The organism is Staphylococcus sp. FSL W8-1270 (assembly GCF_038007165.1).
GTDB lineage: Bacteria > Bacillota > Bacilli > Staphylococcales > Staphylococcaceae > Staphylococcus > Staphylococcus hominis.
The window spans coordinates 686,084-699,944 of the sequence record NZ_JBBOWQ010000001.1; the positions used below are offsets into that span (position 1 = coordinate 686,084).

General features: G+C 32.8%; 26 protein-coding genes and 1 pseudogene. 20 read left to right on the plus strand and 7 right to left on the minus strand.

What is annotated here, in order from left to right; genetic code table 11:
* The first annotated feature begins 3 nt into the window (after nt 1-3).
* From lacB to NSU06_RS03275, 5 genes and pseudogenes are all read left to right on the plus strand, one after another.
* Nucleotides 4-519, plus strand: coding sequence for a galactose-6-phosphate isomerase subunit LacB (gene lacB, locus NSU06_RS03255; protein ID WP_002448324.1), 516 nt, complete (start codon nt 4-6; stop codon nt 517-519).
* Nucleotides 520-531: 12 nt separating this feature from the next.
* Nucleotides 532-1,464, plus strand: a complete 933-nt coding sequence (locus NSU06_RS03260; protein ID WP_049420252.1) for a tagatose-6-phosphate kinase — start codon at nt 532-534, stop codon at nt 1,462-1,464.
* A gap of 3 nt (nt 1,465-1,467) precedes the next feature.
* Nucleotides 1,468-2,445: a tagatose-bisphosphate aldolase gene (lacD, locus tag NSU06_RS03265; protein ID WP_049420254.1), complete on the plus strand. Its 978-nt coding sequence runs from the start codon at nt 1,468-1,470 to the stop codon at nt 2,443-2,445.
* 19 nt (nt 2,446-2,464) lie between these two features.
* Nucleotides 2,465-2,779, plus strand: coding sequence for a PTS lactose/cellobiose transporter subunit IIA (locus NSU06_RS03270; RefSeq protein ID WP_002448512.1), 315 nt, complete (start codon nt 2,465-2,467; stop codon nt 2,777-2,779).
* A 5-nt stretch (nt 2,780-2,784) separates the two neighbouring features.
* Nucleotides 2,785-3,681 (plus strand): annotated as a pseudogene (locus NSU06_RS03275) (PTS transporter subunit EIIC); the annotation flags it as partial.
* A gap of 3 nt (nt 3,682-3,684) precedes the next feature.
* On the opposite strand, the gene NSU06_RS03280 reads toward NSU06_RS03275, so the two are convergent.
* Genes NSU06_RS03280 through NSU06_RS03295 form a run of 4 tightly spaced genes read right to left on the minus strand, consistent with a single transcriptional unit; the run spans nt 3,685 to nt 6,645 of the window.
* Nucleotides 3,685-5,082 (minus strand): recombinase family protein, encoded by a 1,398-nt coding sequence (locus NSU06_RS03280; protein ID WP_340779344.1) that lies wholly within the window; start codon nt 5,080-5,082, stop codon nt 3,685-3,687.
* A gap of 59 nt (nt 5,083-5,141) precedes the next feature.
* Nucleotides 5,142-5,825: a hypothetical protein gene (locus NSU06_RS03285; protein WP_340779346.1), complete on the minus strand. Its 684-nt coding sequence runs from the start codon at nt 5,823-5,825 to the stop codon at nt 5,142-5,144.
* Nucleotides 5,826-5,841: 16 nt separating this feature from the next.
* Nucleotides 5,842-6,303 (minus strand): ImmA/IrrE family metallo-endopeptidase, encoded by a 462-nt coding sequence (locus NSU06_RS03290; protein WP_340779347.1) that lies wholly within the window; start codon nt 6,301-6,303, stop codon nt 5,842-5,844.
* Nucleotides 6,304-6,315: 12 nt separating this feature from the next.
* The gene (locus NSU06_RS03295) at nt 6,316-6,645 is read right to left on the minus strand and encodes a helix-turn-helix transcriptional regulator (RefSeq protein WP_070436622.1); all 330 of its coding nucleotides are present in this window, start codon (nt 6,643-6,645) and stop codon (nt 6,316-6,318) included.
* Nucleotides 6,646-6,801: 156 nt separating this feature from the next.
* Here NSU06_RS03295 and NSU06_RS03300 point away from each other — a divergent pair, with 156 nt between their 5' ends.
* Both NSU06_RS03300 and NSU06_RS03305 read left to right on the plus strand, forming a co-directional pair.
* Nucleotides 6,802-7,044 carry a helix-turn-helix transcriptional regulator gene (locus NSU06_RS03300; protein WP_070436623.1) on the plus strand — a complete coding sequence of 81 codons (243 nt, stop codon included), beginning with the start codon at nt 6,802-6,804 and terminating at the stop codon, nt 7,042-7,044.
* Complete coding sequence (locus NSU06_RS03305) at nt 7,041-7,199, plus strand: hypothetical protein (RefSeq protein WP_160312591.1); 159 nt, start codon at nt 7,041-7,043, stop codon at nt 7,197-7,199. Before NSU06_RS03300 ends, NSU06_RS03305 begins: the two co-directional genes overlap by 4 nt.
* Here the strand turns inward: NSU06_RS03305 and NSU06_RS03310 are convergent.
* Nucleotides 7,196-7,405 (minus strand): hypothetical protein, encoded by a 210-nt coding sequence (locus NSU06_RS03310; RefSeq protein ID WP_061544610.1) that lies wholly within the window; start codon nt 7,403-7,405, stop codon nt 7,196-7,198. The genes NSU06_RS03305 and NSU06_RS03310 overlap by 4 nt on opposite strands.
* 47 nt (nt 7,406-7,452) lie before the next feature.
* Between NSU06_RS03310 and NSU06_RS03315 the strand changes: the two genes are divergently transcribed.
* The 3 genes from NSU06_RS03315 (at nt 7,453) to NSU06_RS03325 (ending at nt 8,688) form a co-directional block, all read left to right on the plus strand.
* The gene (locus NSU06_RS03315; RefSeq protein ID WP_340779355.1) at nt 7,453-8,169 is read left to right on the plus strand and encodes a BRO-N domain-containing protein; all 717 of its coding nucleotides are present in this window, start codon (nt 7,453-7,455) and stop codon (nt 8,167-8,169) included.
* Nucleotides 8,170-8,269: 100 nt separating this feature from the next.
* The gene (gene tscA, locus NSU06_RS03320) at nt 8,270-8,488 is read left to right on the plus strand and encodes a type II toxin-antitoxin system antitoxin TscA (RefSeq protein ID WP_340779357.1); all 219 of its coding nucleotides are present in this window, start codon (nt 8,270-8,272) and stop codon (nt 8,486-8,488) included.
* Nucleotides 8,489-8,526: 38 nt separating this feature from the next.
* Nucleotides 8,527-8,688 (plus strand): hypothetical protein, encoded by a 162-nt coding sequence (locus NSU06_RS03325; protein WP_172457915.1) that lies wholly within the window; start codon nt 8,527-8,529, stop codon nt 8,686-8,688.
* On the opposite strand, the gene NSU06_RS03330 is transcribed toward NSU06_RS03325, so the two are convergent.
* The gene (locus NSU06_RS03330) at nt 8,669-8,872 is read right to left on the minus strand and encodes a hypothetical protein (protein ID WP_103288113.1); all 204 of its coding nucleotides are present in this window, start codon (nt 8,870-8,872) and stop codon (nt 8,669-8,671) included. The two genes, NSU06_RS03325 and NSU06_RS03330, sit on opposite strands and share 20 nt — an antisense overlap.
* Nucleotides 8,873-8,928: 56 nt before the next feature.
* Between NSU06_RS03330 and NSU06_RS03335 the strand changes: the two genes are divergently transcribed.
* Both NSU06_RS03335 and NSU06_RS03340 read left to right on the plus strand, forming a co-directional pair.
* Complete coding sequence (locus tag NSU06_RS03335; RefSeq protein WP_186330338.1) at nt 8,929-9,075, plus strand: hypothetical protein; 147 nt, start codon at nt 8,929-8,931, stop codon at nt 9,073-9,075.
* Between the two features lie 55 nt (nt 9,076-9,130).
* Nucleotides 9,131-9,283, plus strand: a complete 153-nt coding sequence (locus NSU06_RS03340) for a hypothetical protein (RefSeq protein WP_311052499.1) — start codon at nt 9,131-9,133, stop codon at nt 9,281-9,283.
* Here NSU06_RS03340 and NSU06_RS03345 read toward each other — a convergent pair.
* Nucleotides 9,269-9,475, minus strand: coding sequence for a hypothetical protein (locus NSU06_RS03345; RefSeq protein WP_048680797.1), 207 nt, complete (start codon nt 9,473-9,475; stop codon nt 9,269-9,271). The two genes, NSU06_RS03340 and NSU06_RS03345, sit on opposite strands and share 15 nt — an antisense overlap.
* Before the next feature lie 128 nt (nt 9,476-9,603).
* On the opposite strand from NSU06_RS03345, the gene NSU06_RS03350 reads away from it, so the two are divergent.
* From NSU06_RS03350 to NSU06_RS03385, 8 genes are all read left to right on the plus strand, one after another.
* Nucleotides 9,604-9,789, plus strand: coding sequence for a hypothetical protein (locus NSU06_RS03350; RefSeq protein WP_340779368.1), 186 nt, complete (start codon nt 9,604-9,606; stop codon nt 9,787-9,789).
* Nucleotides 9,790-9,866: 77 nt separating this feature from the next.
* Nucleotides 9,867-10,121 (plus strand): hypothetical protein, encoded by a 255-nt coding sequence (locus NSU06_RS03355; protein WP_340779369.1) that lies wholly within the window; start codon nt 9,867-9,869, stop codon nt 10,119-10,121.
* Entirely contained in the window at nt 10,081-10,305 is a 225-nt protein-coding gene (locus NSU06_RS03360; protein WP_340779371.1) for a DUF2483 family protein, read from the plus strand. Before NSU06_RS03355 ends, NSU06_RS03360 begins: the two co-directional genes overlap by 41 nt.
* A complete protein-coding gene (locus NSU06_RS03365) occupies nt 10,298-11,086 on the plus strand; it encodes an ATP-binding protein (protein ID WP_186334849.1) in 789 nt (262 codons plus the stop codon). The genes NSU06_RS03360 and NSU06_RS03365 overlap by 8 nt, the downstream gene beginning before the upstream one ends.
* 28 nt (nt 11,087-11,114) lie before the next feature.
* Complete coding sequence (locus NSU06_RS03370; protein ID WP_340779378.1) at nt 11,115-11,642, plus strand: DUF669 domain-containing protein; 528 nt, start codon at nt 11,115-11,117, stop codon at nt 11,640-11,642.
* 14 nt (nt 11,643-11,656) lie between these two features.
* Nucleotides 11,657-12,331: a putative HNHc nuclease gene (locus NSU06_RS03375; RefSeq protein WP_340779380.1), complete on the plus strand. Its 675-nt coding sequence runs from the start codon at nt 11,657-11,659 to the stop codon at nt 12,329-12,331.
* Entirely contained in the window at nt 12,324-13,094 is a 771-nt protein-coding gene (locus NSU06_RS03380) for an AP2 domain-containing protein (RefSeq protein ID WP_242279046.1), read from the plus strand. The genes NSU06_RS03375 and NSU06_RS03380 overlap by 8 nt, the downstream gene beginning before the upstream one ends.
* On the plus strand, nt 13,087-13,860 hold the full coding sequence (locus NSU06_RS03385; RefSeq protein ID WP_340780039.1) for a conserved phage C-terminal domain-containing protein: 774 nt from the start codon (nt 13,087-13,089) through the stop codon (nt 13,858-13,860). The genes NSU06_RS03380 and NSU06_RS03385 overlap by 8 nt, the downstream gene beginning before the upstream one ends.
* Nucleotide 13,861 lies beyond the last annotated feature (1 nt).

A 13,861-nucleotide genomic window follows, 5' to 3' on the forward strand; every position in this document is an offset into this window, starting at 1 on the left:
ATAATGAAAATTGCTATAGGTTGCGATCACATTGTAACTGATACAAAAATGGAAGTTTCACAACACTTAAAAGCTCAAGGACACGAAGTTATTGATGTAGGTACGTATGATTTTACACGTACACATTATCCTATCTTCGGTAAAAAAGTAGGAGAAAAAGTTGCTAGTGGAGAAGCAGATTTAGGCGTATGTATTTGTGGTACTGGCGTTGGTATTAGTAATGCAGCAAACAAAGTCCCAGGTGTAAGAACAGCATTAGTACGTGATATGACATCAGCACTTTATTCAAAAGAAGAATTGAATGCTAATGTTGTTAGTTTCGGCGGTAAAGTAGCAGGTGAATTATTTATTTTCGATATCGTTGATGCATTTATTAAAGCGGAATACAAACCTACTGAAGAAAATAAAAAATTAATTGCTAAAATTAATCATTTAGAAGCACATAACGATAATCAAGCTAATCCTCACTTCTTTGATGAATTCTTAGAAAAATGGGACAAAGGTGAATATCACGATTAAGGAAGATGTGAAATGATTCTAACATTAACTTTAAATCCTTCAGTTGATATCTCTTACCCATTAGAACAGTTTCATCTAGATACTGTGAATAGAGTTAAAAAGACGAGTAAAACTGCTGGAGGAAAAGGATTAAATGTAACACGTGTATTATCAGAATTTGGCGAAAATGTGTTAGCAAGTGGCTTTTTAGGTGGCGCATTAGGTCAATTTATTGAAGAACAATTAATGGATGCTCAAATTGAACAGTCTTTCTTCAAAATAAAAGGAGAAACGCGAAATTGTATCGCTATTCTACATGAAGGACAACAAACTGAAATACTCGAACAAGGACCAACTATTGACAAGAGAGAAGCAGACAGCTATAAAGCACATCTTTTAGAACTATTTAAAAAAGCCAATGTTATAGCGATGTCTGGAAGTTTACCTAAAGGTCTTAATACCAATTACTACGCTGATATTGTGAAATTAGCAAATGAACAAGGGCTACTCACGATTTTAGATAGTTCTGGTCAATCATTAATGGATGTATTGTTGAGCGAAAGTAAGCCTTCAGTGATAAAACCTAATATTGATGAATTATCTCAATTATTACACACTACTGTCACTACAGATATCGATAGTTTAAAAGAAGCGGTTACTCAACCCATCTTCAAAGGTATTGAATGGATTATTGTTTCTTTAGGTGGCGATGGCGCTTTCGCTAAACATCATCAAACATTTTATAAAGTAAATATCCCAAAAATAGAAGTCGTTAATCCTGTAGGGTCTGGTGATTCTACAGTGGCAGGTATTGCATCAGGTCTTGTTCATCAACAATCCGATGAAGATTTACTGAAAAAAGCGAATGCATTTGGAATGTTAAATGCAATGGAGCATCAAACAGGTCATATCAATGTAGATAAATTTAAAGAACTATTCAAACAAATTGAAGTTATAGAGGTGTAATTCATGACAAAATCACAACAAAAACTAGCATCAATCGAACAATTAAGTAATCAAGATGGGATTATTTCAGCTTTAGCATTTGATCAACGTGGGGCATTAAAAAGAATGATGGCTGAACATCAAACAGAACCTCCTACAGTTGAACAAATCGAACAATTAAAAGTACTTGTATCAGAAGAGTTAACACAATATGCATCTTCTATTCTTTTAGATCCTGAATATGGCTTACCTGCTTCTGATGCACGTAATAAAGAGTGTGGTTTATTACTTGCATATGAAAAAACTGGATATGACGTGAATGCAAAAGGTCGTTTACCAGATTGCTTAGTAGAATGGTCTGCTAAACGTTTAAAAGAACAGGGTGCCAATGCAGTTAAATTCTTACTTTATTATGATGTAGATGATTCAGAAGAGATTAACATTCAAAAGAAAGCTTATATTGAACGAATTGGTTCAGAATGTGTTGCTGAAGACATTCCATTTTTCTTAGAAGTGTTAACTTATGATGATAATATTCCAGATAATAAAAGTGCTGAATTTGCAAAAGTAAAACCTCGTAAAGTAAATGAAGCAATGAAGTTATTCTCAGAAGAGCGATTCAATGTTGATGTGCTTAAAGTTGAAGTACCCGTAAATATGAATTTTGTCGAAGGATTTACAGAGGGTGAAGTTGTATACACAAAAGAAGAAGCAGCACAACATTTCCGTGATCAAGAAGCAGCGACACATTTACCTTATATTTATTTAAGTGCTGGTGTATCAGCTAAATTATTCCAAGACACATTAACATTTGCACATGATGCAGGTGCACATTTCAATGGTGTGTTATGTGGACGTGCGACATGGTCTGGTGCAGTTAAAGTTTATATTGAACAAGGAGAACAAGCTGCAAGAGAATGGTTACGTACAACTGGTTATAAAAACATTGATGATTTAAATAAAGTACTAAAAACAACTGCAACATCTTGGAAAGCAAAATAACTTAGGGGAGGTTATTCATATGAACAGAGAAGAAGTACAATTACTTGGTTTTGAAATTGTCGCATATGCTGGAGATGCACGTTCAAAATTATTAGAGGCATTAAACGCTGCTAATGAAGGTGATTTTGATAAAGCTGAACAACTTACGGAGGAAGCAAATGAATGTATTGCAAATGCACATAAAGCTCAAACAAACTTATTAGCTCAAGAAGCGCAAGGTGATGACATTGCATTTAGTATTACAATGATTCATGGTCAAGACCATTTAATGACAACGTTATTATTAAAAGATTTAATGAAGCATTTAATTGAATTATACAAAAAAGGGAGCTGACCCCTATGAATAAGTTAATAGCATGGATAGAAAAAGGAAAGCCGTTCTTTGAAAAAATATCTCGTAATATTTATTTAAGAGCGATTCGTGATGGATTTATTGCAGCAATTCCAATTATCTTGTTCTCAAGTATATTTATTTTAATCACATATGTACCTAACGTGTTTGGCTTTACTTGGAGTAAAACGATGGAAGGTATATTGATGAAACCATATAACTATACCATGGGAATAGTTGGTTTGATTGTAGCTGGAACAACAGCGAAGTCTTTAACCGATTCCTACAACAGGAAATTAGATAAAACCAATCAAATTAACTTTATTTCTACAATGATGGCTGCGATGAGTGGATTTTTATTCTTAGCAGCAGATCCTATTAAAGAGGGTGGATTTTTAAGTGCATTTATGGGCACAAAAGGATTATTAACAGCCTTTATTTCAGCCTTTATTACCGTAATTGTTTATAATTTCTTTATTAAAAGAAATATTACAATAAAAATGCCTAAAGAAGTACCACCAAATATTTCTCAGGTATTTAAAGATATCTTCCCGTTGTCAGCGGTTATTATCATTATTTATGCATTAGATTTATTATCAAGAACATTTATTCATACAAATGTAGCGAACGCCGTATTAAAAATCTTTGAACCATTATTTACTGCGGCAGATGGCTGGATTGGTGTCACACTTATCTTCGGTGCTTTCGCATTCTTCTGGTTTGTAGGTATACATGGTCCATCTATTGTTGAACCAGCAATCGCTGCAATTACTTATGCAAATCTTGAAACAAACTTAAATTTGATTCAAGCAGGAGAACATGCAGATAAAATTATTACACCTGGTACACAAATGTTCGTTGCAACTATGGGGGGTACCGGTGCTACCTACCCTGTAACACTACTACCATTAAAATTTAAAAGTAATCTCCCTTATATCAAGCGTATTTACCTTACCATTCTCATTATACTTTCTAGGGACAAAGTCAAATGCAATCTCTTTAACTGTACTCAAGATTAACTCCTCTTTTTGCTCTACATTTAACTTACTCCAACCTTTAATTAAAATGTTATCAATCATATTTAATTGTTCATTCGTAACTGTTTGTGTACTTTCCATTTCTGTACCAGCACGTTCAACCTTATCAAGTATCTCTTTAGTTTCGTCCATTAAACTAAAATACTCATCATCTTCAATATAACCTAATGACCATGATCGTGTAAGTTTCTCACGTTGTTTCATAATCTTATCTATGTCGTAGTCTAATTCAGGTGTACTTTCTTCTACAATATCCACCTTAAACTTATTCATGTCATATGTTTTGAGCAACTCTATGAACTTATCTTCTACTTCACTTTCATTGAATGAAATAGTTTGAACATTTTTGTCTTTTGAACACGTATCACATTTATAACGTCTTACTTCGTAAGAATATCCTTTTTTATCAGTTATCTTACCAGCGTATAGATGTAGCTTATTATGGCACTGGGGACACGTTAAAACGCCTCTAAAGATAGCATGATGTTTTACCTTACTTCTATGTGTTTTGTTCTCTATAACGTCTATAATTCGCTTATAATCACTTTCTGATAGCACCGGCTCATGCGTATTCTCAATATACATATCTCCATACTTAGTATGGCCACGTAAGACTGGGTTTTTCATCAATCTAATAATAGAAGTCCTATTCCATTTCTTAATCTTAGGTACGTTGACCTTTTTCACATTCATCTGTCTAGCAATTTCATTACCCGATACACCATGTTTAAATTGCTCAACAAGATAATCAATTACCCACTTATGCTCATTAGGTACAAGTTTTCCATCTACATTGTCATAGCAAAAAGGGGCTTCTCTAATATAGTTACCTTCTCTTACTGCTGCACGACTACCAAACAATGCACGTTCACGTATTGTAGCACGTTCCCACTCAGCCATAGCACCTACCATAGTGATAAATAACTTGCCAATGGCAGTAGTGGTATCAAACACTTCAGTAGCACTCTTGAACGCTACGTTATACTTCTCAAACGTTTCTAGCATCTCAAGTAAGTCTTTAACATTACGTGTTAATCTATCCAATTTATAAACCAACACTAGATCATAATATTCTAGGTTATCCATAATACGTTTTAATGCTGGTCTATTCATCGAGCCACCACTTACACCAGCGTCAGTAAACACTTTGAATTCGCTCCAATTCTGTACTTCACAAAAGGCTTTTAACTTTCGTTCTTGCTCATGGATAGAATAACCTTCCGTTGCTTGCTCATAGGAACTCACTCTTGTGTAGATTGCCACTTTCATCAAATCACCTCAAAAAAAAGTAAAAAAATAATAAGGGTAGATGGACTACCCTAAAATTATTAATAACCTGCTTCTTCATATTCTTGATCAACTAATTCATTGTATTCATCAACTAATGTATTATATTGAGATTGAGGAACGCTTGAATTTACTCTTGATTTATTTCCAGGACGATTTTCCATAGTATTATATTCATCAACTATGTCATTATATTCAGAAGCAGTTACAAGATCATCTGTGGAATCGTGTTCGATATTGTCTACTGAAGTGCTAGGTTCAGATTTAAATTTATCTTGTGCGCCTTCTTCGTATAACGCGTTAATTCTTCCTTGCAGTTGAGAATATTCTTTTTCTGTAACGCCTCTATCAACATGGTCCATAGTTTCACCGTCTGTTAAAGAATTATACTCATCAACTAATTCATTATATTGTTGTGCGGTATAAGGATATTCATTTTCTTCATCAGATTGTTCGTTTTGATTTGTATTGCTATAATCATCATCTTGGTTAGAAGAATTTTGTTCATTTGTAGCGGTTTCTTGTGTATTTTGTTCTTCATTAGAATTATCTTTGTTTTCTTGAGATTTCTTCCCTTCTTTAGATTTATCATCTTTTTTATTTTCTGATTTCTTTTCGGTTTTATTTTCTGATTTAGTATCAGAATTGTCATCAGATGTATCGTTACTACCACATGCGCCTAATATTAAGGCACTACTAAAAATTAAAGCTAAAAACTTTTTCATATGTATTTCTCCTTTACTATATATCTTTATATTCAAACACTCGTAATGGCTCAAACTGAATAACATATTTACCATATCGAGTGGAATAACCATATTTTTGTTTATAATGTTCAATACTTTGTAGGACAAAACTCTCTGTAACTTCAAAAAAATTAGCAAGTTCATATAAATTATGTATGCCTTGCAAAAATGCTTTTACAATATCTTTGAGAGGGACTAACTTTTCGTAGGCTAACCTACGTGCATAACCTTCGAATTTTCTATGATTAAAATTACTTTGATCAACTATGTTTCCATATGTAAGTTCGTTATGAGCAAGTTCCTCTGCAAGTGTTTCAAGTTTGGAAGTGATAGGCAGATTACGATTAATTAAAATCATATCCCCGAGCCATAAACCAGATAATCTTTTAGGTAAGTTATCACATTCAATGACTTCAATATAGTCATGTTCAATTAACATATCCTCATATTTCCCCACATAAAACACCCTTTATTTTCTTTTACTTCTTATGTATTCAGCGTAATCAAGAATTTCTTGCCATTCTTCATCTGTTAAATCACCATCAAGATGTGCTGCTAAATGATTAGGTTTTTCTTGTTGTTCATTTTTAGGAAAGAAATCATCAATGCTGCAATTTAAGATATGTGAAAGGTCGAATAAAACATCTTGATTAGCTTTTCTTAGACCTTTTTCGTATCTACTAATTGCTTGTCTACTAACATCTAATTTATCGGCTAATCCCTGTTGAGTTAAACCTTTTCTTTCTCTAAGGCTTTTAATTTGATTTCCAATGTAAAGTGCTAGTTCTTCTTGGTTCATTTTAAATTTCCTCCGTTGTTTTGTTAAATTTATTATACATTATATGTCACCAATTTGGTAGCTTTATTTTGCAAAAATATATTTTTTTTAGCACTTTTCTATTTACATGTCACCGTATTGGTGCTAAGATTGATTTTGTAAGTGAGGTGATTACTTATGCAATATAAATTATATGCCTTGCGTAAAGGTGACTTTACTCAAGAAGAAATGGCTAAAATTCTAAATATTAGTCGTAACTCTTACATCAATAAAGAGAAAAGTAAAACACCATTCACTTCAGATGAAATGTTTATTATTTCAAATTTATTAGGTAAGAGTATGGAAGAAATTTTTTTACCACGTTGTCACCAATTAGGTGACAAAAGCACCAAAATTAATTTTAAGGAGGAACTAAAATGAATGAATTACAAAAAATAAATGAAGAAGTAGTAATAGAAGAATTAAAAACGTTGAAAGTAGTTTTAGAAAAAACAAAGCAACAACCAACTCCACAACAGATTGAGGCTGTTGCGAAACTGGTTGAAGCTGTACGTGCTACAGCATTTAATTACTAGCGTGTAACATTACTTACTTGATTTTCATCTTTGCAAAGAATTGCATTCGTAACATTGTTCAAATTTATAAATTGATTTTTGTTTGCAAAGATAGTTGATTCATCAATGATTTCAGAATGAGTTACAGTAGTATGTCTGCCATCAACATATTTAATCACTACAGCATAATTATCATTTAATGAATCATTTATTGATTTAGCTTTCATATTATCACCTCCTTAAAAGGAGTATAGCAGAAAGGAGCATAAACATTATGCAAGATTTACAAACATTTAATTTTGAAGATTTACCAGTAAGAAAATTAGAAGTAGATGGAGAAGCTTATTTCTTAGGAAAAGATGTAGCGGAAATATTAGGTTACTCAAATAGTCGTGATGCATTAGCAAAGCATGTAGACATTGAAGATAAGCTAACGTCGCAAGTTGCGACGGCAGGTCAAAACAGAAACATGGTAATCATCAACGAATCTGGTTTATACAGCTTAATCTTTGACGCTGCTAAACAAAGTAAAAACGAAAGTATCAGAAAGAAAGCTAAACGCTTTAAACGTTGGGTAACCGAAGACGTTCTACCACAACTTAGACGCACAGGAACTTATTCAATTAATCCAACCATTCAAGAATTAGCAAATAATCCAGAATTAATAAAAATGTTGGTTGAACAAATTGCAAGATTAAATGATTCAACAACTAATCAAAGCAAAGATTTAGATTATTTAAAACAAGCAGTTACAGGCGAATATGTAACGCCACAAGATATTGTTGCAATTAAATATGCGATTACAAACAAAGCAGAGAAATTTGTAGAAGGATTAGGAGTTCAACTTTCACTTGATGATGTAATGACTGTAGATGTTTACGAGTTAGCTAAAGAAAACAAACGTCAAGAGCAACAGAAGAATTATCACATCGGTAAAGCTAAGAGTAGATTACTCGTATTAACTAAAAAAACATCTAGGTATGAAAGGTAACGCACCTAACAATCACATCAAACGTAAAGATGTAGACTTAGCTATTCAATTTATTAAAGATGTTAGACCATCAGCAATCGAAATTTAAGGAGGTAACAAAATGACACAAGAACAAAAAGAATTACTAACTTATATTCATTACACTTTAGAAATGAATGTTAACGATAAATCGAAAACATACGATCACTCTATCGAAGAAGCTGGAAAAGTAACAACGTTAGAAGTAGATAGAGAACAACATTTAGAAGAAATCATGCGTTGGGCATTACAAGAATTAGAAAAACATTTCGAATTAATTCCTGAACCAGAAATTGATTAGTGCCAACAATCGAACAAGCAAATTAAGGAGGAAACAGAATGTTCAAACGCAAAAAGAAAAACAGAATTGAATTAAAAGTCAACATAACAAACCGCAATGAACTAGATGAATTGCTGGAGACAATTCAAAAAGACATTGCAGTTTTAAAAGATGATTTTGATAAATTAGATCAATTTAAACTTACTTTCGATTTAGAGTAATTTCGACCCCACACTTCGGACAATTAGCTTTATAATTTCTGAATTTGAATGTCACTTTTTTATCACATGCTGGACATTTCATTTTCTTATCAAATTTAGCTAATTGTTTATCCAAAGCTTTTCGAAAATCTTTATCAAATTGTTTTTTATCAAAATCAATAGAAACATTTGACTTTTTAGCCATAGATAACACCTCCCTTCGATAAGGGATAACTACATTATACAGAAAGAGGAATAACAATGAACTTTTTATACAAAGTAGCATTAGTTTTTGTAACAACGACTATATTATGGAAAATTTCAAAAATAGAAAAATATTCAAAACCTATTCAAATAGAATTTTCAGGTGTTTCTAGCGATTTAAGAGCAAGCAAATTTAGAGGATAGAAACAAGTAGAAAAATAAATAGTGTTTAAAAAACATAAGTAAAGGAGGCATAACCATGCTAAAGAAACTAAAAATAGCACTCCTAATCGTCATCTTGGCGGAGGAGATTAGAAGTGCTAGGAAACCAAATATCGAATTAAATGCAAAACAGCTAGCTAAAATAGTGAACGATGAAAACGCGAAGAATGCTGAATTATTTATTTTCTAATAAATCTAGTTTTTCTAAAAGTTGGATAAGCATTTCATCATTAGCTTCTCTAACAGCACGAGTTCGATAACCAGATAATATTAGTGCGCTTTTACTATTTGTTTCTTTCGAGAAAATTTCTAGTAGTTCTTTAGCACGTTCATTACGTTGGTTGAAAAACTCTTGTAATTCATACGGTTTGATTTTACTCATATTCACACCTCCTTAGAGGTGATTATACACGAAAGGAATGATCGATATGTCAGAAGAAATGTATAACTACTTTTTAAACTTCATGTACAAAGCTGGTGCATTACAAAAAGTAATTGAGGAGGAAGAACGTGAGAAAGCTAAGAATAAGTGATGAAGATAAAAGCATTTATATCGCTGGAACAATGGCATTAGCACTATTCACTTTTCTAACACTATGTGGAGTGTTCATAGCACAAGCATTAGGTGTAGGAGTGATTGCTGGAGTGGTAACTCACATATTCTTCAACGAATACTACTACAAAATAAAAGACTGAATGCTATCGGCAAATAGCAAACAGTCGAACACTAATTAAATAAAATTCAACTCAATCATACAACGGGAGGATAAATCGTGCAAGAACTAAATATAGATGAGAAGAACGCAATCGAACTTTCAATGCTTGCTATCGAAAATAGAACGCTTAAAAAACGTATAGCGTCAAAAGATGAAATCATAGATGACTTAATGAAAGATATCCGATACTGGTCAACAATGTACCAATCAGCAAGCACTAGAGCAGATAAGAACGCACAAGATATAGCTAGATGTACGGAGGTGCATGAACGTGAAAGAAACAGTCACTTATATAATCAAGCGAAAAGATAACGACTTATATGTAACCAACATGCCTAGTCATAACTTCCCAGCAATTAAATACTCAACTGAATTCAGAGATGCAAAAGAATTTAACGGAGTAGATAAAAGTTCGATAGATATGACAGAACACAAAGCCATCAAACATACGCACATAGAACAAGATAAATATGAGGAGGTAGAACTTGATGAGTGAAGAAAAACAGGAAGCTCAAGAAAAAGTAAGCATACTCAAAAAGTTAAAGATAAATAATATCGCTGAGAAGAACAAAAGGAAATTTTATAAGTTCGCAGTTTACGGAAAAATCGGCTCAGGCAAAACAACATTTGCTACAAGAGATAAAGATGCTTTCGTCATTGACATTAACGAAGGTGGAACAACGGTTACTGATGAAGGATCAGATGTAGAAATCGAGAACTATCAACACTTTGTTTACGTTGTGAATTACCTACCTCAAATCTTACAAGAGATGAGAGAGAACGGACAAGAAATCAATGTTGTGGTTATTGAAACTATTCAAAAACTTAGAGATATGACATTGAATGATGTGATGAAAAACAAGTCTAAAAAGCCAACATTTAACGATTGGGGAGAAGTTGCTGAACGAATTGTCAGTATGTACAGATTGATTGGACGACTTCAAGAAGAATACAAATTTCACTTTGTCATTACAGGTCATGAAGGTATCAACAAAGACAAAGATGATGAGGGCAGCACCATCAACCCTACTATCACTATTGAAGCGCAAGAACAAATTAAAAAAGCTATCACATCTCAAAGTGATGTATTAGCTAGAGCAATGATTGAAGAATTTGATGATAACGGAGAAAAGAAAGCTAGATATATTTTAAACGCTGAACCTTCTAATACGTTTGAAACAAAGATTAGACATTCACCTTCAATCACGATTAACGATAAGAAATTTGTAAACCCAAGTATCAGTCAAGTAGTAGAAGCAATTAGAAACGGAAACTAAAAATTAATTAAAAGGACGGTAATCAATTATGAACTTCAATTTAAATTTACAAAACGCTCAAAAATTAGGTAACTATATGCAACCAGGTCAATATAGTGTGAAAGTAAAAAACTTCGAAAGTAAAAACTCTAAAAATGGACACCCTCAATTTGTTATCACATTCACTCACAGAGAAGAAGGAGACTTCACTCATTACGCTAACGCTGATATGGAAAATGAGTTTGCTAGAAACTGGATCTATACATTCTTAGATGACTTAGGTGTACAAGGTAATAACGGAATGTTCAATTTCACAGAAAAAGATGTTATCGGCAAACCTATCAATATTGAATTAGAACGTAAATACAATGACTACACAGATAAATGGAACACTTCATTAAAACGTGTTTGGAAGTTTGATGGCACACCAGTATTTGAAAAATATGAAATTAAAGATAATCAAAAGAACAATAACAACGAGCAACAAACAAGTAAACCTAGTTTGAACAGTCCGAATAATCCATTCGCAAACGCTAATGGTCCAATTGATATTAGTGATGAAGACCTTCCATTCTAATTGGAGTGATTTAAGTGCAGCAAATTGTTAAGTATCAACGAAATAGCAAAGGTTTATACGATGTGGTTATTACCAACGTTGAGATACCTGAACAAGCTATTGATTTATTGAACTTAGGCAAGCCTATTAATGTTGATTGTTCAGTGATAGATCCAAATTCTATCACTGGCAAACAACGTAGGTTGATATTCGCATTATGTAACGATATAGAAGCACATACGGGACAGCCTAGAGATTATATGAGGCAAATGTTCCAAGACTACGTGAAGTTCTTATATGGATATGAACAACGAATTTCATTAGCTGATTGTACAAGAACGATTGCTAAACAAATTATAGATGTGATGTTCGAGTGGATATTCACTAATGGAATACCACTTAACTACAAAACAAGCGAAATGATGAAAGAAGATAAAAATTATCTCTATTGGGCAACTATTACAAGACATTGTGTCATATGTGGTCAGCCTAATTCAGACCTAGCACACCTAGAAGCAGTAGGTAGAGGAATGAATAGGAATAAGATAAATCACTATGATAAACACGTTTTAGCACTATGTCGTAAACATCATACGACGCAGCACCAAATGGGGATGGAAAGTTTTAACAATTATTATCAACTACAAAACAGTTGGATAAAAGTTGACAGTAAATTAAATGCCATGCTGAAAGGAGAGAAAAATGGTTAAATCAATATTTTTACAAGATGGCGAAGAAATATTCGTAGATGATGAAGATTACGAAAGAGTAAATCAGCATATATGGTTTAAAGATTATAGTGATAACACAAGAATGATTGGAACTGTTTTAGCAAATAGAAAAAGAATTAGCTTGACGAATTTTATAAAAGAGAAATCATTTCAAAAAGAAAAAAATAATAATTTCACAAAAGATAACTTGTCAAATAAAGGAAATCATTCTAGATGGTCAAGACCAAGTTATAAAAGTATTTCTAAATATAAGGGTGTTACTTGGAGAAAAAATCGAAAAAAATGGGTTGCTTTTATAAAAGTAGATGAAAAATCAAAGTATTTAGGTAGTTATAAGTCTGAAGATGAAGCAGCTATCGCATATAACAATGCTGTTATGGAGTATTGGGGTGGCAATGGTTATCTAAATAAGATAGGGAAAGATGATAGAACTCACAGAGATTACACCACATATAAAGATCGTCAAAAAAGAAGAAATAACAGAACTGAATATTACGGGATATTTCTTAACAAAAATAAAATCGGTGCAAGGATAAATTATCGTAAAAATGAATTTTTTATAGGCAATTTTAATGATAAAGAACAAGCTGCCCTAGCTTTCAATAAGTGTTCTGTATTTTTATTCGGTGAAGAGACTAAACTAAACAACGTTTCTATGACAGATGAACTCAAAGAATTTATATCTAACTGGGATATACCAGACAAGATCAAAGCACTGAAAGAAGGTGCTAACGATGAATAATCTATTAATTGATGATTATCCGATACTTGTACTTCCTAAGTTAGCTACTGAAATAGGTTTGAATGAAGCAATTGTATTACAGCAAATGCACTACTGGTTGAAGAAAAGTAATCATAACTACGATGGTAGACGCTGGATATACAACAGTTACAAAGAATGGGAACAACATTTCCCATTCTGGAGTAACGCAACAATCAGACGTACTATCTCAAGTTTAGAGAAACAAGAACTATTATTCGTAGGTAATTACAACAAGGCTGGTTTTGACAACACAAAATGGTATTCAATTGATTATTTCAAACTTGAGGGAGTGAGCAAACGACTTGCTCAAAATGAGCAAACGACTTGCTCAAAACGAGCAGATGCAGTTGCTCAAAATGAGCAGACCAATACCAGAGATTACACAGAGATTACAACAGAGACTACTAACAATAATATAATGTCGGGCAACCCGACTTCGTCTCGAATACCTTATAAAGAAATTGTTGATTACCTCAATGAGAAAACTGGTAAAAACTTCAAGCATAAAACAGCTAAAACAAGAAAGTTCATTGAAGCAAGATGGAACCAAGATTTTAGGTTAGATGACTTCAAAAAGGTAATCGACATCAAAACTGATGAATGGTTGAACACAGATAGCGATAAATATCTCCGACCTGAAACGTTATTTGGTACTAAATTCGAAAGTTATCTAAATCAAAAAACTCAACCTAGTGGCATGGATCAACTAAACAGAATGAAGTATGACGAAAGTTATTGGGACTAGG